The 26,362-nt window shown below is 43.6% G+C and carries 22 protein-coding genes, 1 other RNA gene and 1 riboswitch; of the genes, 3 read left to right on the forward strand and 20 right to left on the reverse strand.

What is annotated here, in order from left to right; all coding sequences use genetic code 11:
• Nucleotides 1-158: 158 nt before the first annotated feature.
• The 5 genes from ACMCM8_RS11265 to ACMCM8_RS11285 all read right to left on the reverse strand — a co-directional run bounded on the left by ACMCM8_RS11265 (nt 159) and on the right by ACMCM8_RS11285 (nt 4,646).
• Nucleotides 159-974, reverse strand: coding sequence for a phosphotransferase (locus tag ACMCM8_RS11265; RefSeq protein WP_412722716.1), 816 nt, complete (start codon nt 972-974; stop codon nt 159-161).
• Nucleotides 931-1,575: a nicotinamide riboside transporter PnuC gene (gene pnuC, locus ACMCM8_RS11270; RefSeq protein WP_412722717.1), complete on the reverse strand. Its 645-nt coding sequence runs from the start codon at nt 1,573-1,575 to the stop codon at nt 931-933. Before pnuC ends, ACMCM8_RS11265 begins: the two co-directional genes overlap by 44 nt.
• Nucleotides 1,575-1,838 carry a hypothetical protein gene (locus ACMCM8_RS11275; RefSeq protein WP_412722718.1) on the reverse strand — a complete coding sequence of 88 codons (264 nt, stop codon included), beginning with the start codon at nt 1,836-1,838 and terminating at the stop codon, nt 1,575-1,577. Before ACMCM8_RS11275 ends, pnuC begins: the two co-directional genes overlap by 1 nt.
• A 21-nt stretch (nt 1,839-1,859) precedes the next feature.
• The gene (locus ACMCM8_RS11280) at nt 1,860-3,950 is read right to left on the reverse strand and encodes a TonB-dependent receptor (RefSeq protein WP_412722719.1); all 2,091 of its coding nucleotides are present in this window, start codon (nt 3,948-3,950) and stop codon (nt 1,860-1,862) included.
• A 55-nt stretch (nt 3,951-4,005) separates the two neighbouring features.
• A riboswitch (TPP riboswitch) is annotated at nt 4,006-4,109 on the reverse strand.
• 114 nt (nt 4,110-4,223) lie between these two features.
• Nucleotides 4,224-4,646 (reverse strand): acyl-CoA thioesterase, encoded by a 423-nt coding sequence (locus ACMCM8_RS11285; protein ID WP_412722720.1) that lies wholly within the window; start codon nt 4,644-4,646, stop codon nt 4,224-4,226.
• Nucleotides 4,647-4,706: 60 nt separating this feature from the next.
• Between ACMCM8_RS11285 and ACMCM8_RS11290 the strand changes: the two genes are divergently transcribed.
• Nucleotides 4,707-6,923, forward strand: coding sequence for a GNAT family N-acetyltransferase (locus tag ACMCM8_RS11290; protein ID WP_412722721.1), 2,217 nt, complete (start codon nt 4,707-4,709; stop codon nt 6,921-6,923).
• 111 nt (nt 6,924-7,034) lie between these two features.
• On the opposite strand, the gene ACMCM8_RS11295 is transcribed toward ACMCM8_RS11290, so the two are convergent.
• The 11 genes from ACMCM8_RS11295 to ACMCM8_RS11345 form a co-directional block, all read right to left on the reverse strand.
• The gene (locus ACMCM8_RS11295; RefSeq protein ID WP_412722722.1) at nt 7,035-8,300 is read right to left on the reverse strand and encodes a tetratricopeptide repeat protein; all 1,266 of its coding nucleotides are present in this window, start codon (nt 8,298-8,300) and stop codon (nt 7,035-7,037) included.
• Nucleotides 8,301-8,302: 2 nt separating this feature from the next.
• Nucleotides 8,303-8,914, reverse strand: a complete 612-nt coding sequence (locus tag ACMCM8_RS11300) for an energy transducer TonB (RefSeq protein ID WP_412722723.1) — start codon at nt 8,912-8,914, stop codon at nt 8,303-8,305.
• Nucleotide 8,915: 1 nt separating this feature from the next.
• Complete coding sequence (locus ACMCM8_RS11305; RefSeq protein WP_412722724.1) at nt 8,916-9,314, reverse strand: ExbD/TolR family protein; 399 nt, start codon at nt 9,312-9,314, stop codon at nt 8,916-8,918.
• A gap of 11 nt (nt 9,315-9,325) precedes the next feature.
• Complete coding sequence (locus ACMCM8_RS11310; RefSeq protein WP_012517736.1) at nt 9,326-9,850, reverse strand: MotA/TolQ/ExbB proton channel family protein; 525 nt, start codon at nt 9,848-9,850, stop codon at nt 9,326-9,328.
• A 1-nt stretch (nt 9,851) separates the two neighbouring features.
• Entirely contained in the window at nt 9,852-11,210 is a 1,359-nt protein-coding gene (locus tag ACMCM8_RS11315; protein WP_412722725.1) for a MotA/TolQ/ExbB proton channel family protein, read from the reverse strand.
• Between the two features lie 6 nt (nt 11,211-11,216).
• Entirely contained in the window at nt 11,217-11,978 is a 762-nt protein-coding gene (locus ACMCM8_RS11320) for a DUF3450 domain-containing protein (RefSeq protein WP_412722726.1), read from the reverse strand.
• A gap of 346 nt (nt 11,979-12,324) precedes the next feature.
• The gene (locus ACMCM8_RS11325) at nt 12,325-14,091 is read right to left on the reverse strand and encodes a putative 2OG-Fe(II) oxygenase (protein ID WP_412722727.1); all 1,767 of its coding nucleotides are present in this window, start codon (nt 14,089-14,091) and stop codon (nt 12,325-12,327) included.
• Between the two features lie 222 nt (nt 14,092-14,313).
• Nucleotides 14,314-17,175 carry a TonB-dependent receptor domain-containing protein gene (locus tag ACMCM8_RS11330; protein WP_412722728.1) on the reverse strand — a complete coding sequence of 954 codons (2,862 nt, stop codon included), beginning with the start codon at nt 17,173-17,175 and terminating at the stop codon, nt 14,314-14,316.
• 446 nt (nt 17,176-17,621) lie between these two features.
• A complete protein-coding gene (locus ACMCM8_RS11335; RefSeq protein ID WP_412722729.1) occupies nt 17,622-18,809 on the reverse strand; it encodes a DUF547 domain-containing protein in 1,188 nt (395 codons plus the stop codon).
• A gap of 418 nt (nt 18,810-19,227) precedes the next feature.
• On the reverse strand, nt 19,228-20,391 hold the full coding sequence (locus ACMCM8_RS11340) for a DUF547 domain-containing protein (protein WP_412722730.1): 1,164 nt from the start codon (nt 20,389-20,391) through the stop codon (nt 19,228-19,230).
• A gap of 275 nt (nt 20,392-20,666) precedes the next feature.
• A complete protein-coding gene (locus tag ACMCM8_RS11345; protein ID WP_412722731.1) occupies nt 20,667-21,746 on the reverse strand; it encodes a tryptophan 2,3-dioxygenase family protein in 1,080 nt (359 codons plus the stop codon).
• A gap of 239 nt (nt 21,747-21,985) precedes the next feature.
• Here ACMCM8_RS11345 and ACMCM8_RS11350 point away from each other — a divergent pair, with 239 nt between their 5' ends.
• Nucleotides 21,986-22,279 (forward strand): late competence development ComFB family protein, encoded by a 294-nt coding sequence (locus ACMCM8_RS11350; protein ID WP_412722732.1) that lies wholly within the window; start codon nt 21,986-21,988, stop codon nt 22,277-22,279.
• Nucleotides 22,280-22,294: 15 nt separating this feature from the next.
• Here the strand turns inward: ACMCM8_RS11350 and ffs are convergent.
• Both ffs and ACMCM8_RS11360 read right to left on the reverse strand, forming a co-directional pair.
• Nucleotides 22,295-22,391, reverse strand: an RNA gene (gene ffs, locus ACMCM8_RS11355) — signal recognition particle sRNA small type.
• Between the two features lie 85 nt (nt 22,392-22,476).
• Complete coding sequence (locus ACMCM8_RS11360; RefSeq protein ID WP_412722733.1) at nt 22,477-23,535, reverse strand: Glu/Leu/Phe/Val family dehydrogenase; 1,059 nt, start codon at nt 23,533-23,535, stop codon at nt 22,477-22,479.
• A 251-nt stretch (nt 23,536-23,786) separates the two neighbouring features.
• Here ACMCM8_RS11360 and ACMCM8_RS11365 point away from each other — a divergent pair, with 251 nt between their 5' ends.
• Nucleotides 23,787-24,254: an Lrp/AsnC family transcriptional regulator gene (locus ACMCM8_RS11365; protein ID WP_412722734.1), complete on the forward strand. Its 468-nt coding sequence runs from the start codon at nt 23,787-23,789 to the stop codon at nt 24,252-24,254.
• Between the two features lie 164 nt (nt 24,255-24,418).
• Here the strand turns inward: ACMCM8_RS11365 and maiA are convergent, their stop codons facing one another.
• Both maiA and ACMCM8_RS11375 read right to left on the reverse strand, forming a co-directional pair.
• A complete protein-coding gene (gene maiA / locus ACMCM8_RS11370; protein ID WP_412722735.1) occupies nt 24,419-25,072 on the reverse strand; it encodes a maleylacetoacetate isomerase in 654 nt (217 codons plus the stop codon).
• A gap of 102 nt (nt 25,073-25,174) precedes the next feature.
• Nucleotides 25,175-26,185 (reverse strand): fumarylacetoacetate hydrolase family protein, encoded by a 1,011-nt coding sequence (locus ACMCM8_RS11375; protein ID WP_412722736.1) that lies wholly within the window; start codon nt 26,183-26,185, stop codon nt 25,175-25,177.
• Nucleotides 26,186-26,362 lie beyond the last annotated feature (177 nt).

Genomic DNA, 26,362 nt, shown 5'->3' on the forward strand with positions numbered 1-26,362 from the left:
CGCTGTGCATTATACGTATGACGTTTAAAAGGTAAAGTGTTTTTGTGTGCACACCGGGTTACATGCTCATTTAACACTCAATGCGACGTTTTTTCGCCCGACTCTCGGTGCTTTTAGCGTTAATCCCACTCCACCGTTACATTGATTACCTTCAATTATCATGAGGTTAATTTGGATACCGCTAATGCTTCAAGCCAAAGAGCATTGGTGGTGCTTACGATATTCACATGTTGGGAGAATTTCTCTTTCGCCTCGTCTAAGGCTATTCCCATTATTGCGCAATACGTCTCTATAAGCTGTGCAGACGCCTTTTCATCGAACTGATTAATCAGGCAGCAGCTGGCTAAATCGAAGTACCTGTTTCCCATGGCAGCGTATTCCCAATCAATCACCACAGGCTTATCGTCTTCTTGAAAGAGTACGTGGCCTGCCAGTAAGTCGTTGTGACACAAGACGCTGTCTTTCACTTCTCGCTCACTGTCAGTGACCGCTTTACGCAGTGATTGAACCTGAGTGTAAAGGGCGTCACTGGGAGATAAGCCACACACTTCAGCATAATGCTGCCATCGCTTCGCTAAATTCAAAGGTCTAGTGGTAATAGTCAGGCGGTGAATTTGCGCAAGAACACTGGCTAAATCAGAAGGTGTTACTGAGTTGACTTGCTTACTTGGCTGCCACTGTTCTACCCAGACACACTCATCGTCACTTAACCATAAAGGTTTAGTTGCTATACCTCGCTCACAAAGTTGTTGTTGAAGGTTAAATTGGTGGCAACGGTCGACACCACTAAATTTGTCTTCGCCAAACCACTTTACAACCACATCGGTAAACGCTTTGCCCCACTCCCTCCCTTCGCTGAGATTTGAAATGCGATAAACATGATTTATCGTTCCAGAAGTTAAGCGAGTGAGCTCGACGTCGCGAGTAAGTTTAAGCGCTTGTTTGATTTGCTCTAAGATAGCCGTTGTGCTCACGTTGTTCTCTGTATTGTTTGTGCCACTGGTAATATCCAAATACGGAAAAACCGACGTATCCTAAGAAAAGGCATGCCGAGAGCACATAGCCTACCTGAAGGTACAAGTAGGCCGACGCAAGATTTATAAAAAACCAGTATACCCAGTTTTGCAGGACTTTGTGGGCAACCATAAATGTGGTTACCACACTAAGTAAGTTTATGCTTGCATCTAACAGCAAAAATTCACTGTTAAATTGTGACTGTGCAATATGTGCCAAGCTCCAGGCTGCAATCAGCATAAGTGGCACAATCAAAACGTGATACCGCATGGGCCAATACCACACTGGCTTGCTGTCTCCTTCAGTGCTACTTTTGGTCCACTGAAAATAACCGTATATCGCCATTACCATGTAGAAAAAGTTAAGGGCAGACTGAAATGGGAGTGTCACCTGCCAAAACAGCCAGGTGTAAATGGCGGTACTTACAAACGCACAAAGCCAGCACCAGCTATTTTGTATAGCCGCAAGCAGTACATAGCCAATAGCAAGTACAACGGCAACCCACTCTACTATAGAGGTTGCCGCTATTTGAGTAGAGAAACCCGTGATAAAATCAGACATCAGGATGACTTTCTCGCTTGCATGGCATCAAAGTTGAGAAACTTGGCGACAAAGATCGCCTGTCCCACTGCTTCGTGCGTTCTTTGCATTTCATCGCCCAGAATTTTCATTACCACACCGTATTCCCCGGTTACCTGGGTACTGGTCGAACTCGTCGACACCGTGATATCAGTATAACTATTTAACCTATCGATGAAGTCCTGAATAGGTGAAATGTACTCATTAACCAAAGGATACAACGACAGTTCAACCATAACGTGCATAACAACTACTCCTTGATTTACTTAAAATGCATATTTCACAGTAAGACCAAATTGACGACCATTCCCTAATTGATAATAAGGTTCATTAAAGGCGTATTCGTCTCTGGGATCGTTACTGAACCCACCAAATCCGCGGGTGTAGTAAGTTTTATCGAAGGCATTTTGTATCCATAACGTGGTTACCCACTGGCCAGAGGTCAGCGCGACCTCGGAATTAACTAGCGTTGTGCTGGGAGCAGTCACGTCATGACCGTCAGAGAAGCGGTATTCACTTTTGTAATCTACGTCCACGCGCCATACCAGATTGTCTGTCAAAGAAAGTTCACTGAATAGGTTAGCAGTCCACTTAGGGGCCTGTGCTTGACGTTGCTCTGCCACTTCTGTTCCATCAGCCAAGGTGTAGTTTTCAAACGTTGCGCTAAGATAACCAATGTTGGCACTCACATGCCATGTATCAGACGCCAACCAATCCAACTCTAATTCAGCTCCCTTATTAGTGCCCAAATCCGCATTGGCAATAATATCAACGAAACCGGCAGTGCCATCGTCGCGGGTGATCACATCAAAATCACTGATTTGCGTATCAGTTCTGTCCATATAAAACAGTGCAGCTCTGGCCGTTAGCGCAGGTGTTACAAGTGGCCCTTTTACACCAACTTCATAATTCCAATTGTATTCTTCGTTGTAAAAGCGCTGATTGTCATTCACCCGATTATCAGGGTTAAAGCCAGCGCCTTTGTAGCCTTTAGATAGACTGGCATAATAAAAGTGCTCACCCAAGGTATATTGAAGTGCCAGCTTTCCACCTAGCATATCCGTATCGAATGCGCGATCTAGGCCACTATTGTCGGTAAACTCAAAATCGTAATTTTCGGCTCTTAAACCGGCCACCAACGTCAGGTTGGCATTTAGTCGTGATTCAGTATGAAGATACAACGCCGTTGTGGTAGGGCGGTATTGGCTCGCATAGTCACTGTCCAGATAAGTATATTGACGGCGTAAGTGCTCTTTTGATTGCTTGTAAAATGCCCCTATCGTCCAATCTGTTTTATTGTTAAAAAGTGCGGCATTTTTTGATGAAACGAATCGTATTTCACCCGTTTGTGTCTCGATGTCTCGATAGTAGGCATCAAAGGAGGTGTACCCCCATGGATGAAATCCTGTAAAAGTCCAGTCTTCATCGTAGCCATAGGCAATGTTATGCGATGCATGAGTAGCAATAAGGATCACATCACCAGCATTAGTTTGTGTGGTACTTCTGGCACTTACTGCATGTGTTTGATGTGCATCGAAACCCGGTTCATCCGATAATGTTTTATTGTCGTTATCCAACGAAAATGCATCATAGCCATTATCAATGTCATACCAGCGATACGTTAATGCCAGTGATGAACTGTCCGACATATCGCCTTCAATGGCGAAACGCAAAGCCGTCTCATCTATATTATTAGTGTCGTCACGTCCTAGAAAGGTATTGTGAACAAACCCGTCACTTTGATTGTGGACGACGGCTAGTCTATACCCCCACTCACTATTGATGTCGGCACCCGTAGCCGCTTCAACGCGGTAACTGTCTTTGTTGCCTATACGAGCTTCAACGTAGTCTGGGCCAGCGCTGCCCACTTCGTGACTGCTTAACTTAACCGCACCAGCTAACGCGCCGGTACCGAACAGCGTAGCCTGCGGACCGCGATAAACTTCCAATTGTTGCGTATCAAATATTAAACCCGCTGCCGCTAAGCCAGAAAAGTCGAATTCATCGACAATAAAGCTCACTGAGGGGTTAATGGGTTCTGCAAACTGACTACGCTCTCCGATACCACGGATCTGAATAAATCGTCCACGTGATGCGCCGGCAGCAAAATTCACGTTAGGAATACTGTTTAATACGCTGTCGATATGAGTGGGTTGTCTGCTGCTAAGACGTGCTTGGTCAAGTATAGAGGCACTGGCACTCAGTTGATCTAAGGTTATTTGACGGAAATCTCCCGTCACCACCACACGCTCGATATCCGATGCAGTGTTAGTCGTACCCTCGTGGGTGTTTACCTCTTGCGCGTAGGCAGTAATTGAATTTGTAAGTAATGAAACGGTAAAAAGTGTTTTGTACATGGGATCTCTTATTCTTTACAAAGAAAAAAGATCCGGCGTTAACGGCAGGTGATAAGGCTATATTGTGAACCATCCCTACGCCGGTATTATCCGGATCAGGTAAAAGGGTTCCCACAAAAGTGGATCTCAGACCGCGAACGGACACCCCTTGGCTTGGTCAAGCGTATCAATACAAATACGCTCAACAACTGCGACGGAGTCTACCACTTAGACATACACCGTCAAGCAAAGAAAGCGATTATCACTTTCTTTTTATTTGAATATTTTCCTGCATCACTCTTCTAAATTTAAATTGAGTCTGCGAACTTCGTCATCGGTTTGGGCTTTCAGCCCTTCCAGCGTTTTCCCGTGAGCTGCAGGTTGACGGCTTTCGGGATCGACCTTAACAAACACTATGTCATCGGCAAAACAAATGGTTTTCTTTGTCGCTTTATTGCGTACTAAACAAGTTACCGTAATAGATGTACGTCCAATCGCTTTGGTCTCTAAACCAAACTCGACAATGTCGCCTTGAAGTGCTGGCGATTCGAAACTGATCTCACCAATGTGCTTGGTGACCAAGCAGTTAGTTTCAAGCTGACAAATTGCCCAAATTGCGGCTTCTTCATCTATCCACTCTAACGCGCGACCACCAAACAATGAGTTGGCATAATTGAGATCGTTTGGCATCACTAGCCGCCGAGAAAGAAAGCGCATTCGAATTCCTCTTAATAAATCGCTACTATATTGGCTATATTATACCGAAAAATCACACACATGGCGCTACAACAATTAGGCAACTGGCTATTTGCCCCTTACAGTGAAGAAAATATAACCACTGATCTGCATAGGCGTATTGCCCTGATTAGTGGAACGCCTGAATTTTGTCACGACAGTATATCTGCACTAGTCAATATCTCCCCTGCCGACATCACGATACGGTTTTACGACTGTAAAACCATTACTGGTGCAAAGCGCAAGCACATACTTGGCAGTGAATGCGACATTGCTGTATTAGATTGCCATAGTCGCTTTTCACCGGGAGATGTGATGGCAGTAGCCGGTAGCGTAAAACGAAGCGGCTGTTTACTTGTGAGCTGCCCTGAATTAAGTACATGGCCGGACACAATTCAAAGGCCCTTTATCTCTTATGGTTACTCACCTAACACCAGTTTATACTTGCGGCGTTTCATTGAAACCTTAACGCACTCCACTTGTACTGCCTGGTTCACGGAAGCGTCCTTTTGTATTCCTGATCTTGAACTATTACACGTATCCAAACAAATTACGCATACTAATCTAGGCCACTTTGCCTCACCAGACCAAATGAAGGGTTACTACGCGCTACAAAACGGTTTCAAATCAGGGCAGCTGCGCGCAGTGGTTAGTGCACCTCGAGGACGTGGCAAGTCGTCCTTATTGGGCATGTTTATCGCCGATATACTCACTCAGGGAAAACGCGTATTACTGACCAGTAGCATTCACGATAACGTCAAACACGTGTTTAAATTTATTGCCCAGCATCACAGTGAAATAAAGCAGGATACGGACTACATAGCACTAGGAAAAGGGGAAGTCCGCTGGGTTGCACCAGACAATGCCTTACTTAGCCATCAATACGCTAATCAATTCGACCTTGTAGTCATAGACGAAGCCGCGTCTTTCCCTCTGCCTATTTTAAAACGTGTAACCGCAGTATTTAAACAATGGATTTTAAGTACCACATTACAAGGCTACGAAGGCAGTGGGAATGGCTTTATGCTCAAGTTAATACCTCTGTTTGATAACAAACATGACGAAAGAATAAACCCGCAGTGTTGTGCCAAAGATGAAAAACCCAACTTCATTCATATTGATATGCATACGCCCCTTAGGTGGTTTGAAGACGATCCAATCGAAATACTATTAAATGAACTGTGTTTATTCCAGTCGCCATATGCTAACCAAACGCCTACCCGCAACACTGACACGCTTAACTGCGCGTTGGATAATTGCCACATTGAACAGGCAATTCAATTAACCCAATTCACTGAGCTTAGTCCTAAGCACATGCAACAACTTATGGCATTGCTTTCACTTGCACACTATCAAACAACACCAGACGACTTAATGAGGTTAATGGATAGCCCAGATTTACGCTTAGCTGTCATTATCTTAAACGAACACGTCATAGCCGCCGCAGTTATCAATGTTGAAGGTGGTGCAATGTTTAATAAGCAAAATATGGCTGACAAAATCGCAAGCGGCGAACGTCGCCCTAAAGGGCATCTTGGCGTACAACGCCTAGCACTAGCCACTACAGATGCAACTGTTGCGCTTGATACCTACTGGCGAGTCAACCGCATCGCTGTCACGCCGCACCTGCAAGGCCGTGGACTAGGCACTATTTTGTTGAAGCGAATTTCACAGCTTGCTATAGAAGACGATGTAAGTGCTTGTTTGACATCCTATGGCAGTACAAAAGCGTTAGATAAATTTTGGCAAGTAAATAACTATGTGGTCGTAGATAAGGGCAGAAAAGCTAATAAGGCAAGTGGTGAAACAAGTGCATTAGCCATGTTACCGCTTATCAGTAAGGCAAAGCAGATAGTGGCACTGCTAAAGCAATATGAAGTATTCGTATCCGGCACATTGCCCTATGCCCCCTCTACTGAATTGGAAACACTTTTACAAAACAAGCTAAATCAATTTGTGCAGGGTACCAGACCACTGGACGATGTGTGGCCTATAATTAATAAGCTCGCTACCGCCATTAATAACAAACAAGCCTATTTTGCAGGCAGACCGCTCAACTTTCTGCTATCAGATACGGATAGAAGAAACGCAACTAATGTATGGTGTAACACGGAATTCGTTCAGGCACTGATGAAGCCAGACCTAAATCTCACTACGCTAAAATGTATTCTCAATGCAAATGGTAGTAAACAGATTAGCCAGATTCTTAGAAGTGAAATAAATGCGCTATTTAGGCGAGATACACCGGGTTTGGGTTAGCCGTGTTTCCGTCACATAACGACAAGTAAGAAGCAGCTATCGAAAACGAGACACTGTCACAACAAAAAAAAGCCTCCAACTGGAGGCTTTTTTGATAGCTAATGCGAAGTATTAAATACTAATACCACGGTTTTTCGCTTTTTCCTTGATGTAAGGTTCCCACGCGGCTGCGTTGCGGCGTAGAGAGCGATCTTTCTTAGCTTCTTGTACGTGCTTGTAAGCTGACTTGAAGTCGCCTGCATAGAAGTTCGCTTCCATAAGTGTAAAGTGAATCTTCTCAGGATCTTCGGCACCGCGCTCAAGTGCATTTTCCAATGCTTTGATTGCGCCTTTATAGTCTTCAGCTACTAGCAAAAGTGTACCTTGCTTGCGGTAATGCTCAGGGTCTGAACTCTTCGCTGCAGCTCTGGCATATAAACCTGCTGCTGTTTTGTAGTTCTTTGCCTGGTGATATGCATTGGCAATATTAGCCAGCATATCAGCATCTTCCTTCAACAAACCAGACTTCATGTGTTTCTCAAGAAGTTTGGCGGCACGGTAAGGCATGCCGTTGGTTTGATATAGCTGAGCAAGCGTCTTTATCTCAGAATCTTTCTTCAAATAATCTTGCATATAAGCAAGCTCAAATGTTGAAAGGCCTTTCTTGTAGTCCTCTACCATTAGGTAGAAGAACCCAAGCTGAGTCCACCAATTTGGTGTTTCAGGAAACTTGCGTACTAACTCTTCAGCTACAGCAACTGTCTCAGGGTACATCTTACGCTCGTAGTAAGACGTCAACTTAAGTACATAAGGGTTCTTGTTTGGCTTTTCGTACAAAGCAATTGCTTTGTCTGCAGGCTCTACCATTTTGTCTAATTTCTTAGACTCGTAATATGCCTGTGCCAAACGCGTATATACATCAGCGTCTTCTTTACAAGTGAATTCCATCCACTTGTTGTACCACTTAACTGCATCAGTGTATTTGCTCTCTTGCATGCTTAAATCACCAAGTAATTTAAGCGTCTGAGAGTGTTCAAGGTCATTAAGTACCTTAGGCTCTACAGATTCTACAAGATAGTTATACGCTTTACCGCCCTGCCCTTCTTGAGCAGCGAGAAGGTTACCAATAAAACGCTTAACGTACGCTCTATCAAAATCGTCTGATGGATCGATTTCATAAAGTACGTTTAGTGCTTCAGTAACTTGGTCTTCGTTGTAAAACTCAAATGCTTTTTGAACCTTTTTACCGGTACGCTCGCCTACAAGTGTAGTTTTGCCTTTCTGGTAACCAGGACAAACCACTGGCGATGACTGCGCTAGTGCAGCGGGCGCTGAAAGCACCGCACCTGCACCAAGCACTAAAGCAACGGCTGACATTTTGACTGAACGTTTCATCATGATCATTGCTCCAGTTTAAAGTCTAGCTGTACAAACATGCCAGGTTGTTTAACCGGCTTGCCATCAACGATTTTAGGCTTGTATTTCCATTTGCGCAAAGCACGACGTGCTTCGCGGTCGAAAATACGCTTAGGTTCAGCGTCAATCACTTCGATATCATCAACACCACCAACTTCGTTGATAGTGAATGACAATCTAACCCATCCTTCGCGGCCATCACGAGCTGCTTCAGGTGGATATTTAGGGTCGATACGAACGATTGGTGTCGCGTCACCGTCGCGCTGCATAGCACCAACACCACCAATGTTTACACCTACGCCACCAGTATCAACAGCAGGAATAGCTAAGCTAAATCCATCTGCGTCTGGTTCCGCTGCTTCCGGCTCAACTTGCTCCATTTTAGGAGGTTGAGGCGGCGGCGGTGGAGGCGGTGGTGGAACACGAGTACGCGTTTGCGTCTGGTCGTCTGGTTCCTGCATTACAATATCAATCACCGGTGCAGGCGGAATTTCGTCTGCTGGTCTAGATGAATTCTCAATCAACTTTGCCATTAGAACGAAAAGGGCGAATGCAACACCAGCACCTAATAATATAGATACAATTATACGTAACATCTTATCCCCTTGCCGCTACCGAGACTCGGTTAACGCCAGCGGCCTTAACCTGATCCATAATATCAACTACTAAACCATGTTTCGCTTTAACATCAGCTTGAATGATTACGTAATCGGTTGGCTGCTCGGTAAGCAGTCTTTCAATATTCGCTCTTACGCTGTCCGGCGCAACTTCACGTTTATCTAACCAAACATTTCCATCTTCCGTTACGGCGATAAAGATGTTGGCGTTTTTGTGAAGAATTGCCTGGCTCGCATCTGGCTTGTTAACTTCAATCCCTGCTTCTTTAACGAAAACAGTGGTAACGATAAAGAAGATAAGCATGATAAACACGATGTCCAACATGGGTGTCATGTCGATCTGTGCATCTTCTTCCTCGGTTCTGACTTTTCGAGCCATAATCTCTCTCTCTAATGATGTGGCAGGCTATCAACTAGCCCTTCTCTTGCCAGCTTCACTTTCGCTTCAAGACGTGAACTGATGAACAGTCCAGATAGCGCAGCGACCATTCCCGCCATCGTCGGGATAGTTGCCATAGAGATACCAGCGGCCATAAGACGAGCGTTGCTGGTGCCCTGCGTTGCCATTGTCTCGAAAACACTGATCATACCGGTAACGGTTCCAAGTAGTCCGATTAATGGACACATTGCAATAATCGTTCTGATAATCAGCATTCTAGCGTTTAGGTCATCTGACGCTTGAGAAATCCACGCGTCACGGATTCTATGCGCATACCATGAAGTGGTATCAGCTCGGGCATCCCAATTTGCGATGATGTTTTTCTTCACCTTTGGAAAGACCGAGGTTAAATACCAGTAGCGCTCAATCATTAAAACCCACATGAGAAAGAGCGCGGCAGCAACGAAGTATAGTACGTCACCGCCGGTAGCGATAAAGTCCCTGACCGATTCAAATAATCCAATCAGGTAATTCATATTACGCCTTCTCCGACTCTGTGTGAGCCGCTACGATACCCGCAGTTTGCTCATCAAGAATGTGGATAATTGACTTGCTACGAGAAGCTACGATGCTGTGAGTAAGAATTAGAGGCAGAGCCGCAATAATACCCTGAGCTGTAGTTACAAGTGCCATTGAGATACTTCCTGCCATCATACGTGGGTCACCCGTACCGAATAGCGTGATGGTTTGGAAGGTCTCGATCATACCTAGTACTGTACCTAGTAGACCTAGTAGAGGTGCAATCGCTGCGAAAATCTTGATTACGTTAATGCCGCTTTCGATACGTGGAAGTTCACGAAGGATAGCTTCGTCAAGCTTAAGCTCAAGGTTTTCAGCGTCAGCATTTTTGTTCTCTTGATACACCTTAAGGATACGACCTAGAGGGTTACCTTCAGAAGGGTTGCTTACATTCTTAAGCTGTGAACGCATTTTGCCGCCAACAATAGTTAACGTGATCATTTTGTAAAGACCAATCAATAGACCAACAGCAAGCATAATTGTGATTGTGTAACCTACTGGTCCACCCGCGTGATAACGCTCAGACATTGTCGCTTTTTGCTTCAATAGACCAAGGATTGCACCTTGAGATGGGTCGGCATAAAACGGTACAAGACCAGAAGAAGCTGCAATTAAATCTTCAGCAGAAGCCACGAAGTGACCATCTGGCTGACGACCTAGAGGCTGAACGACTTCAGCTTCAGCGTCATAAGCTAAGTAACCTGCATCACCTACAAGGTTGAACGTACCAACACGTACAACTTCTTGCTGTGAAGAACCACCGTCAAGGTTTACAACTTCAGTTGTGAAACGAACTACTTCGCCGCCTTCAGTCATTTCTTTTTGAAGCGCGAACCATAAGTCTTCAAGTTCTTTAATGTTTGGAAGACCTTTAGAGTCTTCTGACATTTCAGCTAGGAATTGACCACGGCCAGCGAACTGAGCACTAACGATTGAAGTAGAGATACGACCATAAGCTTCAGAAGACGCTTGACGTACCACACCAAACATTTCACCTAGTGTACCGGTAGCTTGATCTAGCTCCGCTGCTTTTTCGTTAAGTGTTACTTCGTTGTCAGAGAATTGCTTCTGTAGACGGTCACCACGAGCTTGCTCAGCTTTAAGTTCTGCTTGCGCTTTGCGAAGAAGCGCTTGCTTGTCAGCGCGTGCAGATTGGAATTCTGCTTCGCGTTGTTTGTCTAGACGAGCCTCAGAAACACGGTTCTGTTGAACTTGGTCAAGAAGGTCTTTCAGGCTCTTTGCTTCCTGAGCTTGAGCTCCGGTTGCTGCAACTGCAACTGTCGCAGCGGCTAAAAGAGTTTTGAATACTGGTTTCATTAACAATTACTCCGCTGCACTAATTGGTAGTTTGATCAGATCCGCAGGAATGACGCCATTCGCCATTTTAACTGCATCAATAACAGCTGACAGATATTCGTCACCTAGTTGTTCCCAAGTGCGGCTTTCATTGTTCCATACCCACGCGTGAGTCTGGTCAAGTGAAAGAGCAAGCAACGCTGCACGACCCAAGTTGAAGAAATCAACAGTTACTTCTGTTCCAGCGTTATCAATTGTACCTTGATACGAATTGATCTTAGTACCGTACTCAACTTCAACTAGGTAAGCTTCTAGAACCTGACGGAACTGCTCAGAAACAGTAACGTTAGAGTTCGCCATTAGGTCGCGAAGACGGTCAACGCGAGCTAGACGCTCTTCCAAGTGAATTGGGCGGTCTAGTTTAATGAACTGCTCTAGACTATCGATCATGCGGAACATAAGCGGAACGATACCCTGCTTAGTTGCTTCAATGCTGTCGATTTGACGCTGTAGAGAGTCAATACCACGTTGCTGGTCAGCAACAAGGCTAGCGATGTAATCGTTGTAGATTTTAAGGTTTTCTGTCTCATCTACTGTTTGACGATACTCAACAAGTAGTTCTTGAGACTGTTCAAACAACGTATTGATTTTTTCTTGAGATTTCGCTGCAGCCGCGTGGATTTTCGCTTCTTCTTTATGAAGATCTTCAAGCGTATCTGCAGAGACTGCGCTACCTGTTAGTGCGAATGCACCCATAACAGTAGAAGCAATAAGAGTTCTCTTGCTCATTTTGGACATAGTTCCCAACCAAATTTCTTATTTGAATCCTCGCCGATAGGAAGTTATTCGGGCAAGGGGCGTATAAAACTTTTACAATTTTGTTTCAGGAATGTAGCACCAACTACAATAGTGAGTACTACGAACGTTGTATACTCACACGGAATGCTATAACGAGTCAAGTAACAGGCTATTTACACCCCATGGTTTTTAGACCATTTGATTAATATACGATCAAAAATGTGTATTCATCAATCGCGACGTTGTAGCGCTAAACTTGATAGTTTTGAAAAAGGCTCAAAATAACAGCATAAGGAAGATTCGACGTCATTCATTTTAGGTTTGCACCAGACTTACGTCACGCTAAAACGGCGTCAAAGGCAATGGTTAAGCGTTCTCCCGTGATTTCAGTTGGATAGGTACCGTGCCATAAATGAGAGGGAAACAGTACCAGCTTGCCCCGCTCAGGTCTGACAGTTAAGACCGGAGCAATGTGGTAATATGGCTGTTTATCCACCATTCCCAAGTGCAAGTGCCCTGCTTCACTGTTGTGCTTTAATTCTTCTGGTATGTCCACATAAAAAACGCCACTAACCAGACCTTTAGAGTGATAATGTGGTACGTGATAACCGTCAGACTTATTGAGCACTGACCAAGAACCTGTAAATCGAACATGTTTTATGTCCGCGTTATTGGCAGCAGGTAAATTGAGAATAGCCTTATGGTTATTCACATAGTCGACCACTTTTTGTTTGATATACCGCTCGATGCTTTGTAAGTGTTTGTCACGTGAAGGAAATAAGTTCCCGCGCGTCTGCGTCCCCTTTTGTACTGATTGGTTTACCGGGGAATAGCGCATTTTATGGTGATTCATCAAAATTGCGTTGACTTTATCAAGGTCAATTTCGCCTTGCGAACAGATGGATTGCGCTACCGCCGACTCAATGGCATAGCGCAGCGGCTTATTTGACAACTGTCTGGCGATATACTCATTGGCGATAGTAATCTGTATAGTTGACGCATCCACATCTTTAGTGTTTTGAATTTGCTTAATAAGTTCAAACGCCAAATCGACATCTTGAATTTCCAACGCAATTTCTAGCAGCTCCACACTTATCTCTTTTATAGAAAATGCTTTAAAAGGCAAAAGCAACTGCATCGCATCGTTAGGACGTTGAAGAGCGCGCAGGCATTTCGCTTTTAGTAATGCATAAACCGGGTCAGTGTGAGCAATGCCCGCTGTTTCGAGATGGCTATTCGCTTGTCCGTATGCGTTATTTTCTAATAGTAAGTTTATATAGGCTAATTGAATGGCCTTATTATTTGGTTGTAAAGGCAATTGTTTTTCAATTGGCGCCAACCAAACATCGCGTTGACCTAACTCATAGGCCACTCTTGCATAATTCACTAAAGAATCTACATAGGAAGGATTAAGGCTTATCGCTTTTTCGTATTCAACAAGCGCTTCGTTTAAACGCCCCATATCAGAATACATATTCCCTAAATTGTGATGAATGGCAAAATGCGATATTTTCGGCACTAATTTTTGTATAATTTGCGCCCCTTCATCAGGCCGATTTAAAAAGCGTAGCGCAATTGCTTTATCAATAAGATAATTGTTTTTTGGATAATATTTGTAAAGTTTGTCAGCCAAAAAATATGCACAATCATACAAGTGTTTCTGGTTGGCAATCTGCAGTAATTGGCCAAGTAGCGCTTCGTCATTTAGATTGTCTGCCAAGCGGCACAATACTTCAGACAGGGTGTGTGCACCAAAGGGGAACTCATTTATTAAATACCTGATTTCATTCACTTCTTGCAATGAAAGGCGTGAAAAATCAATGTCATTTAATAATCGTTTTTCTACTTTGTCGATTTCGTTGTTGGTCGCATAGGCAAAGCACAGGCTAATGAGCAAGCTGTTACTGCTACCGCTCTTTTCCATTTCCGCCAGCAGCCTATCGATCGCTTTGCTTGGCTGACCGAGTTTGACTTCGCAAAAACTGGCTATTTTAGCTAATTCGCCATTGGGAAGTTCACGTGGAAAAACACTGTGCATAAGGTGTAGCACATCTGCATATTTACCAGTTCGCAGCAATTCGCCGATTTTATTCAAATCTTTCATTTCTTCTTTTTCTTTTTCTTTTTCTTTTTATATGATGGCGCAAAAGCCTATAGAAACAAATTATCAAATTTGTATTTGCTACATTAGCAATAATTTATAAAAAAAATAAGCAGAAACTGAGAAATCTTACCGCTATTTTCATCCTTCAAAACTATAAAAAAGGCATAAAAAAAGCCAGCTTTTCAGCTGGCTTTTTAAACTTGCTACTTAATTTCTAATTAATTAGAAAGAAAGTTTTACGTTAGTGAACAAGTAACGACCTAGTGTGTCGTAGAAACCTGCTACAACGTTACCGTTAGTGCTTGAGCTTGCTGCGTTTGCACTACCCACAATTGGTGGTTCTTTATCGAATACGTTATTCACACCAGCAGAGATTGTTAAGTAATCATTAACCGCATAGCTACCAGTAAGGTCGAAGAACGAGTATGAAGAAATACCGCCTTCACCTACGAAATCAACGTTACCGTAGTATCTCCAACGTGCGATTGCATTCCAATCGTCCATTGAGTAGTTAGCAGTCAAAGTGTGACGCCACTTAGGCTGAGCGAAACAGTTAGTGCTTGAGATACCAGAACAGTCATAATCTAGTGAAGGATCAGATAGTAATGGCTGATAAGTCTTATCAAGGTTGTATGAACCAACCATGTTAGTACGTAATGTACCACCAGCTAGATCCATGCTGTAAGCCATGTCTAAGTCAACACCAGCCCACTTACGACCACCAACGTTGTCAGAAAGGTTAGTGATGAACGCGTCTTGGCTAATCCACAAGCTACCAGATGCACTACGATTTACGTTTTCACAGAATTCGCCACGTGTAGCACAAAGATCAAGAATAGTTTGTGCACCAACAGTACCGATAACTTGTTCCATTTCGATCTTCCAGTAGTCGATTGCGAAATCGAAATCTTCGAATGGAGATGCTACGAAACCAAGAGTAAAGGTATCAGCTTCTTCTGGGTCAAGGTTCGGGTTACCACCAGAGAACTGGTTGTACTGGTCAGCTGGGTTAGCTGTAATTGAACCATACTGTGCCGCAGTTACACCTGTAAGCGCACACTGTGCTTCTGAATATACAGGAGCGCCAGTATCAGCTTGGTTTGAACACCCGTCAATACCACCCCAAAGGCCAACGCTTTGCGCTGCGAATAATTCGCCAATGTTTGGTGCACGGATAGCACGGTTGAAACTTGCACGGAATTTGTAGTCTTCAGTGATAGCCCAGTCAGCCGCTACTTTATAAGTCGTTGCGTTGCCTGATGTATTGTAATCAGAAAGTCGTAGTGCAAGGTCAACAGTTAGGTTTTCAACACCTGGTGCGTCTTCAATTAATGGTAGGCTGATTTCAGTAAAGAATTCGTTTACGTCAAATGAACCTGTAAGACTTTCAGTTGGGCCACCTTGACCAACCAATGAACCTTCCTGATATACTGTATCAGAAGTACGTTCGAAGTCAGTTTCACGACGCTCTAGACCGAATACAGCAGCTACTGGCGTATCTGCACCTGGCATTGTGAAGTCAAACTCACCAGTAACGAAACCGTTATAAATGATTAGCGATGTATTACCTGTAAGTACCGCAGTACCTGACAATTGGCCAGCCATTTCAGCCGTAACACCGTATGGCGTGTATACATCATATAGTAAGCAGTCGCCAGAACAATCAGTACCAACTTCACCAACACGTGGGCCGATTGAAGGTAGGAACAAGTCATTGATGTACGCAGAAGAAGAGCTGGTTTGTGAGTACATGTAGCTCACATCGTATGACCACATGTCGTTGATCATACCTTCAACACCCGTAACCATACGGAAAGAGTTGTGCTCTAGGTTGTCGGCACGAGGGCCGCCTTCCACGTTACGCTTACCGATGTATGCTACGAATTGATCTGCATCAGTTTGACCAAATGCCGCCTGGATTTGCGCTTTTTGCGCATCAGACAGAATTGGGTTGTTGTAGTCAAACAGGTACTCAGCACCGTAGAACGTACCAGACTCAGCGATTTGACCTGCTGTTCTGTCGTTCATGAAGTTAGTTTCAACGTAAACACGGGTATCGTCATTTACGTAATAATCAACAAACGCACCAAAAGTGAAGCGCTCGTTTGGACGCATGAAGTGGTTGATTGGCGCATAGTTGTATAGGTTAGTGCCGTCGTACGGAGAGAAACTACCGTCTTCGTTTAAGCTCCAGAACAACTCGTTAGAGTAATCAACTTCGCCGTCAACTACTGGGTAGAAGAACGAGTTAGGAAGAACAGCGGTAGATGATCCACCACACGCTGTAAGAGAACTATTCAATGCACATGAAGAGTAGTCGCGCTCACCTTGAAGCATTTCGTTGTTACGACGCCATGTACCATATACAGTTGCGTGACCTTTATCGCCCGCGAAATCGCCACCCGCAGTAACGCTGATGTCATAAGACTCACCACCGATACCGTTAGAACCGTCTGGGTAATCAAAGCCGCGATTATCCATAAGGCCCTGGACATAGCTGTTATCGTTGTTGTGCTGGTAACCCGCTGCTTGAGCAGTGATTTCGAAACCTTCGAAGTCAGTATCCATGATAAAGTTAACAACACCCGCTACCGCGTCAGCACCGTAAGTAGTAGACGCACCACCAGTTAGCACGTCTACGCGCTTAACTAATGCAGCTGGAATTTGGTTAACGTCAGGTGCCTGGCTGTATACACCACCTGGCTGTAGACGACGACCGTTAACTAGAACAAGTGTACGGTTTGGGCCAAGACCACGTAAGTCAAGGTTTGCAACACCAGATGCACCGTTAGCTTGGAAAGCAGTTTGTGCAGCTTCGATTTGCGGTAAGGTGTTCATCACGTCTTCAATACGAGAGAAACCAGTCGATTCGATAACTGCAGCGTCAATGCTAACCACTGGGCTGTTTGATTCTAAAGAAGCACGTTTAATACGTGAACCTGTTACAGAGATTTTCTCTACTACTTCATCAGCAACTTGCTCGTCTTCTTGAGCAACTACCGAAGTCGCCGTCATAGACGCAGAAAGCGCACCGAAGGCACAAGCCAGCTTAACTGACTTAGCCAATCTAGAGTTTGTAAACATGTATTGTCTCCCTGGACCACTAAATACGTTTTAGTGTGTTTTTAATCGTTCGTTTTATTACGACTCGTTATAAGTAAGGTCTGAACCTCATTAATGATAATAACCATATCCCTGAGGGGGGGTCAACTATCAACAGTCACAGAGTTCTGTAAAAGTTCAATTTTTTTTCAATTAATCTGATTTATGTGTAACAGGAAAGTTACAAAAAGGAAAAAATTGTAAAAACCAATACACAAATAGAAGTAGCAGAGAAGAAAAAAAGCTCAACATTTAACCAAAAAACACTCTCGATTGATGAAGAAATATACAAGCCACATCGAAATTGGGTAATGCTTCTGAATAAAAAATTTTGTAAGACAATAAACACAAAGTAAAAAGGGTAAGTGGTTAACTTACCCTTTCATCGTTTAAAAACCAAACAAATAGCAAATAGGTATTTGAAAATTCTACTGCTGGTTCTCTTGGTTATTAGGCGCATCAATATCTTTAATGGTGACCTGTCCGTTCGTAACCTGATATTTCTTATTTATTCCTTGCAATAACTCAAGTTCGTCTGCGGTAAATCTCACATTGAGTTTGGCTTTTGAAATTAGCCCTTCTGCCACAAAGTTTTGTACACCAAAGTTGCTAATATTCTCCCCACCCCGCTGTTCCACACGAGCAGAATCAATTAGTGCCGCGTTGTTGAATGAAACTCCTGCAGCGTATACTCGGTCATTGCCAATTGACGCTTCTGAGAAATCTTCAATATCCATTTCAAGATCATCTGCAGACGTATTGGCTAAATCTGAATACACTTCATCATCTAGGTATGAAAGTAGGTGATCTTTGATGGCTTCTTTTTTATTCTTGCCATCGAAAAATGGGGTGTACCTTTCATATAACGCCGATACGCGCCCTTCGTAATAAGTGCCTCTATTCGAATTCACGAACTCCGCCGCTGCAGACTCCAATTGACGCCACACATCCTTCCCTCTAAACGCGTGAGTTTGAATACTAGGAGAACCAATAACGCCGCCAAAAAAGCCGTAAATCACCTCTTCACGCCCTTTGTATTTATTAAGTACTATATCGTACTTAATGTCATTCAAGCTTAACGAATGCCCTTCAATTGTTAGCACTTTGTCATTGAAAAAATCTGATTTCAATTCCCGTGAAAACTCTTTACCAATGTCTACTTTGGGATACTGGGCTGCAATTTCCTTTAGCAACGTGAAGTTGTAAAGATTCAACCAATAAGCTAGTTGCTCATTGCTGTTAAACTGTGACAATGATGCTTCGTTAGGAAGAATTTCAAGACTTTCCTGGATTGCGTTTAAGGCTTCTACGTATTTTACATTGTCAAAGTTATCGAAATAGATGCGGTTGCCTTCTAACGCCGTCAGTCGATTAATGCGTTTCTTAAGCCGAGTACCTGTGTTACCGGAAGGGCGAGGTGCTTTTTCTCTATTTGAGCGACCAACGTCTAATACCGTAATCCCGAGAAAGTCATCGAGATCTGAATACCCGATTTCCAACTCGCTATTTTGCGTGGTTTTGGCAAATGACTCACTCAGAGTCTCTGCTGCAACAACGTTTGATAAGGGCAGCATCGATAGTGCAGCCACAAAGGTTAACGTGGTTAATTTTGACATAATAAATTCCCTATTTTCCATCAACTACAGCGGTTATGATCCGCTTTTTTGGGTGTTACGCAGTGATGCGATGTGTTCGGCAACGTCCATTTATCATTCGCCGTTTGCGACTAGTTATAAAACGGTGGAAGAACAAAAGAACAAGGCACTATTTAACACTTTAGTATAACTACCCTATCTTTTGTACCAGTTGTTGGAATTTCAATCAAACTTTCCCTAACGCTTTTTTGTATAAATATTGAGTCAACAAAACATTACGGCTAACGTTTTGTTACGCATAAAAAAAGCAGAAACCTCGACGATCTCTGCTTTTTAATTCTCAATTAAGTGTGTCTATTTTTAATTGCTGCTCTTTATTCACCGCCCCTTGTTAACCAGTTATTGATTGCTAGCCTGGCTGACTTTTCTAATTCGACTATTAATTGTCGGTTTTTGACGACGTGGTGGCTTCGCTTTCAGACAGGTCTTTCACCGTCACATTCCCTTTGGCCATATTGTATTTTTGATTTATCTCTCTAAGGAGTGTAATACCGTCTAGGGAAAAGCGTAAGTTTTCAAAGCCAGTTGTTATAACCGGCTCTGTAGACATAATTGCCCCACGGTTATAACTCTGACCTGCAGCATAAACTCTGTCATCGCCAACACCTGCTTCGGCGTAATCGGTAATATCCATAGAGAGTGCTTGCGCAGGTGTACTCTCTATGCTGTCTCGCATATCGTCGTTTATGTATTTAAGCACGTGATTTTTGATGGCTACAGCTTTGTCTTCACCTTCAAAAAAGTCACTGTATCTGGCATATAATGAAGAAATGCGCCCGTCGTAATAGGTTCCTCTATTTGAATTGATGAATTCGCTCGCCACTTCTTTAAGTAGACTGTTGACATTACTACCGGTAAAGGCGCGAGATTGAATACTAGGGCCCCCTATAACACCGGTGAAAAAACCATAAATAACATTGCTGTTGCCTGTAAAGTTATTGAGTACGATATCGTACTTAATGTCATTGAGACTCAAGTCTTGTCCATCCACCTCTATCACTTTTTTATTAAATGCCGCAGACTCTCTTTCTTGGGCAAATTCGTGATTAAAATTCACATTGGACTCGTTATATGCCATTTCCTTGAGCAAAGTAACGTTGTACAAATTGAGCCAGTAGGCTAATTGCTCATTTTTATTAAACAACACAAGCGGTGCTTGGCTGGGAAGTGACGCCAAGCTGTCCTGAACCTCTGAGACCGCTTGACGGTAATTATTTTTGTCAAAGTTTTCGAAATACACTCGGTTACTTTCCAGTGCAGTCAAACGGTTAATGCGACGCTTGAGCAGTGTGCCTGTACTCCCTAATGGCCGTTGTGCTTTTTCTCGGTTAGACATGCCCAGGTCAATGACAGAAATATCCAACACCGCATTCACATCTGGATAATTAATTTCGACTTCACTGGCTGACGTATACTCGGAAAAGTGGTCGCTGAGTGATTGAAAAGCGAAGGCTGAGCTACTCAATAAAGTACTACAAGTGAACACTGACATAAGCGATAGCAATGCACTAGCGCGCTTAGTTCTATTCATTAAATGTGGCATAACAAATTCCTTGTCAAGACTAGCCCCTGCGGCTAGTGCTCCTATTTCAATTTAGCAACTGTTTAAATAATGTCCACACAAAGTTACAACGAGGACTTATAGGTTCCTGATTAATTCGCAAAGTTATCCTTCAGGTTATTAAACATTGCTGCGCAAAAATGCAGAGTTTACTTATTCTCCATCTGTTTTTTAAATGCGATTTGAAGCATTTACACCAAGGGGAAAAGCCCTTGGTGCAATGGCCAACAAAAGAGGAATAACGAGTTGAGTAAAAGCTAGAAACCCAGCTTTCTTTTTACCTGTTCAGGCAATTCAGGCAGCGCCGCTTTAGGTAATAAAAACGTCGCCATATTGAAAAAATCAAGATAAATGCGGTTTGATTCGGTGGTCTTTTTTAAGTAGTGATGGCCTGACGAACCGCCCGTTCCAATTTTGGTTCCTAACATCCTTTGTACCATCATCGCGTGGCGGTAGCGCCAAATTGTGAGTTGTTCATCAATTTCGGTCAACGCGGTAATTAACTGAAACGGTAAATTAAAAATAGGCTCTTCTGAATATTGCTTTATGAAGAGCGCTGACAACAACGCATTGTGACTGAGTCGAAACTTTCCTTCTTCCCGCAGCTTTTCAAATTGCCCATGATCAAATAACGCGTCGAAATTATCTTTTGTCGACTGCCAGTCTTTTAACTCTTGGCGCATTTCAGATTCTGACAGCATAGCGTTACTTGATATGGTGTGATGATCCTCTTCAAGCATCTTATTCGCAGCATTTTGGTAGTATTCCCAAAAATCAAACCCGTCCATTTTTAATAACGGCATTCGCGACAACCACTTATCGACAAGTTCAAATAAGCTGGGTTTTGCTTCTAATCCTTCAAGCAACGCGCGATCGTCGTCGTTCAACCGGTTGTAAAAACTTTGCTGGTCAAAATCTATTCTAAACTCGCGTTTTAATCCCAGCGATATTTCAAGGCGCTTAAACTGAATACTCTGAAACCCTGATGCGGGCACCAGATAATCCCTGAATGATAGAAATTGCTGAGGCGTCATGGTCTCCATAATTGCAATTTGATCGTTCATCAGTCGTTGAATTTGAATAACACGCTGTAGCCGCAACACCACTTGAGGAAGCTGCTGATCTTTGACAGTGTCCTGGTTAAAGGTATCGATGACAGAACTAAGTTCATGCAGCACTTGTTTAAACCACAGTTCATAAACTTGGTGGACAATAATAAACAAAGTTTCCTCATGAGCAGTTTCACCGTACTTAGTACTTTGTAGTTTCTGTGCACCTAGAATTTTGTCTAATTGAAGATAATCACCGTAATAACAGGGCTCTATATTTTTTTTCATGTCGTTTGTGCCTTTACTGCAATGCAATTTCTTATAATGTGTTGTAATTATTCTATCACTGGTGGCTCGACATCCCCAGAATAAGAGCTATACCTTTATAGTGACAAAATACGAATGATAGGTAGGAGTAAACTACTTCCCTACATCGAGCAACTTGCTTGGTAAAAGGGTATTACTCCGATGTATATAAATATGTCCGTTTTTAGACAGACAGCGCTGAAAAATATAAGGTGATAACCATGAAACTCGATGACGATATCCATAATTATTACGAACATCTTGTTTTGGAGAGAATAAGTGAATTGGGCATAGATAAAGTCAAAAGCCCTGATTACCTGGCCGATCTATGCTGCCTGGCACTCAATCAAGTGCCCCCGCGCTATATTCGCTACGAGGTCGATATGGCGTTTTATTTGCCTCAGAGCGAGCGCAAGCAAATGGAAATGAACGTAGAGTTTGCAATCAGTAAAGCACTAAAGTTTTTAGACGATTCAGAAAGAAACAAAAAGAATTCAACAGAGGAAACAGCATAAGAGATTTGGGTGGCAGGCCTCCAGCCACATCCCGGCACATGAGTCGTCTGCTGCGGCTGCTCCCTTCCAGGCCTGACCGGGTTCACAGAGTATCATTGCGGGAGGACCAAAAGCCCACCATAGAAAAACATTAAATGCTCAAGGCAATCGCCCCTGATTCAATGCGGGGCGCATTATGACTATTTGACTCTAAGTTTTCAACCCCTTAAACGAAATCTCTCTTCAGCAATCAGGTTCGCTACGCGATTCGTTGCGGCCTCTTCTTTTTCTGCCCGGCGATAAATTTCTTTTAATGTCTCGCCAATTTGTTCAATATGTGCGCGTAATGCCTCATTTGAACTTTCTGCCATACGCTGATGAAAGATATCAATGACCCCTCCTGCGTTAATGACATAATCAGGCGCGTACAAAATACCTCTTTGCATCAATAATTCGCCGATATCTTCCCGTGCAAGCTGGTTATTCGCCGCCCCTGCGATCACTTTTGCTTTAATATCCGGAAGCGTTTGATCATTAATTGCCGCACCTAATGCACAGGGTGCCAACACATCCACATCCAAGCTTAAAATTTCTTCTGGCGTGACGGCCGTTGCGCCTAGTTCTGCGACAGCCCTCTCTACCCCCTCGGGATAGATATCTGCTACATACAGTTTTGCACCGTGCTCATGAAGGTGTTTGGCTAAGCGGTAACCCACATGTCCCATTCCTTGAATAGCCACACTAACCCCGTCCAAACTGCGCTGTAAGCCGTATTCGACGGTGGCCTTCAAACCGACAAAGACCCCATAGGCAGTAGAAGGCGCAGGGTTACCATCGGGTACTTCACCGGCGTAGTGATATTTTGCATTTACACCGGCTATAAACTCAGATTCTGTCGCCATGGTTTTTAAATCAGATACCGCTATGCCGGAATCTTCTGCCGTGAAATATTTTCCGCCTAACGAGTCTACAAATTTGCCCATGGCTCGCATCATTTCTGGCGTCTTAGCTTTACGGGGATCGCCAATAATGACCGACTTGCCACCACCTAATTCCAGATTGGCCATTGCTGCTTTATAGGACATTCCCTTTGAAAGGCGTAAAACATCAGTAAGCGCTTCACCACTGTTGACGTAAGGCCACATTCTACATCCCCCTAACGCCGGGCCAAGGTTGGTATTGTGTACAGCAATAATGGCACTTAAGCCCGCTTTTTCATCGTGATAAAACGCGACGTGTTCATGATTGTCGAACTCTGGGTGATCAAAAACTGACATACTTTCCCTATCATAACTGTGGTGGATTAATAGACGCGCTAGATAGCTTTGCTGTGACACTGCTGTCCAGCAAAGATCAGCATTCATTGGCCAATAGTAGCTGATAGTAGAGAGGACAGGCGTTGCATTGTTTGTTAATGAAATTTACAAACTGAAACAGAATATATTTGAATACAATTTTTCTAGGACAACTATCCTAGGATTTTTTTTTATATATAATATGCATCATAAAAACGACGGAATCAGTGTTCATGAAATTGGATAAATTTGACCGGGAGATTTTGCGGGTTCTCCAGCAAGACGCCACGGTATCAATGGCGGACCTAAGCCAACGAGTAGGACTATCTCACACCCCTTGCTGGCGTCGCGTAAAACGCATGGAAGCCGACGGCATTATACTCAGAAAGGTGACGTTGCTAAACAGCAAAAAATTAAACTTAGGCGTATCTGTGTTTATTTACGTCACGCTTAAGAATCACGACGGTGACTCACTTACCGATTTTGAAAATGCCGTTCAAAATATTGATGAAATTGTAGAGTGCCATACCACAAGTGGTGAAAAAGATTACTTGTTGAAAGTCATTGTTGAAAGTATTGAAGAGTACGAATTCTTGCTTAAAACAAAATTGACCCACTTGCCTCTGGTTGATCACTTAAGCTCAACCTTTGCGCTAAAACAGGTAAAAAATACCACAGAACTTCCTATCAAACGCCAATAGGGCGCGTTAGCGTATATTGACTATTCCGCTGTGTGCACTGGGCCTGTTACGCAATTAAACGGCTTCTATTTAAACCAAAATTTATACACCGAAGCACAACACACCATAAAAAAGGGTCATATCAATGACCCTTCAAATACTGTACTTAGCGCGGATTAACCTGATCAATTCGCATCGATTTGATTTTCAGGCGTTGCTCGAGAAAAGGCCTCTAGCGCATTACAATTATCGGCAATTTTACTTATCAGTGGGTATGCCGACATATCTACATTAAAACGCCGTGCATTGTATACTTGGGGAACCAAGCAGATGTCAGCCATGGTAACGTCAAAGTCAAAACAGTATTTTCCCGCTTGTGTCTGTAAGCGTTTTTCAATACCGTCAAAGCCAAGCCGTATCCACTTTGCAGCCCACTTTACAACGGCTTCCTGATCCGCATCAAAGCTTCCCTTTAACGCGTTGAGCACGCGAAGGTTTCCAAGCGGTTGTATATCGCAGGCAATATCTTGCGCGAGCGCCCTAACACGTGCTCGCTCAGTGGTGTGCTCGGGTATCAATTGGTAGTCACTATCATAACGCTCATCTAAGTATTCAATGATAGACAACGACTGATTTAAAATAATGTCTTCGTCTTCATCCACCAATGTGGGCACAAGATGAGACGGGTTTATGCGGGTATAACTCTCTTTGTGCTGCTCTCCCCCATTATTCACTAGGTGTACAGGCACATAGTCATACTCCACCCCTTTGAGATTTAATGCAATTCTAACCCGATACGACGCGGTCGACCGCCAATAGCCATAAAGTTTGATACTCATACTGATATCACGCCTTGTTTACCCAACGCATTACGTGCGACGTTAATGTGTTAATCTTAGCCGCACCCTTTAGATTGTACTCGAGCACTCTCAAGCGATAGTTTAGTTTAACGGTTTAACTTGCTGTTCAATCGCACCGAATATGCTATTACCATCTTCGTCTAGCATCTCAATGCGAATGCGATCGCCAAACTGCATAAATGGCGTTGCAGGTTTGCCGTCGCGAATAGTTTCAATCATTCTCACTTCAGCGATGCAAGAATAACCTACGCCGCCTTCAGCAATAGATGAACCGTGCTCAGTACCTTGTTTATTGGACACAGTACCTGAGCCAATTATCGCGCCAGCCCCTAAATTGCGGCTTTTCGCAGCATGGGCAACCAATTGGCCAAAATCAAACGTCATATCCTGACCCGCTTGAGGTTTTCCAAAAAGTTCGCCGTTGTAAGTAGAGCGAAGAGGCAAATGTACTTTATTGTCTTTCCACGCTTCACCTAATTCGTCAGGCGTAATTGCTACTGGTGAAAAACTTGAGGCTGGCTTTGATTGAAAGAAACCAAATCCTTTGGCCAGTTCACCGGGAATTAAGCCACGCAGTGAAACGTCATTCACCAACATGATCAGGCGAATGCGTTCAGCGGCTTGTTGCGCAGAACAGGCCATTGGCACGTCATCGGTAACCACTGCAACTTCACCTTCGAAATCGATTCCCCAATCGTCACTGGGCAGAATAATATCATCATGGGGACCAACAAAATCGTCAGATCCCCCCTGATACATCAAAGGGTCAGTCCAAAAGCTTTCGGGCATCTCAGCACCACGGGCTTTTCTTACTAACTCTACATGATTAACGTAAGCACTGCCGTCGGCCCACTGATAGGCGCGTGGCAACGGAGACTCACATCGGGTGGGGTCAAACGTAACACTCTCACACTGATTGTCATTCAGTTGTTGATAGCGCATTTGTAACTGTGGGGCGAGTTCTTGCCAATTATCCAGTGCATCTTGCATGGTCTTCGCGATATCTTGTGCGCTGCAAGCCCGGGAAAGGTCTCTAGATACCAGCATTAAGCATCCGTCACGGGTTTCATTTTTATAAGTTGCAAGTTTCATTCATCTTTCCTCGATATAGAGTACAACCCGCTGTGCTGCCTTTGTTTGTATATAAATGGGCAAGGCAGAGCATGCGGTCGTTATTGCTTACCCTTATTTATGCCATTAGAGAATAGGTATTGAGAAGTCTGATACAAAGGAAGTTTTTGTTGGCTGTAAGAAAGGGTGTACGCCGTG

Source organism: Alteromonas sp. D210916BOD_24, from assembly GCF_047159385.1.
Classification (GTDB): Bacteria; Pseudomonadota; Gammaproteobacteria; order Enterobacterales; family Alteromonadaceae; genus Alteromonas.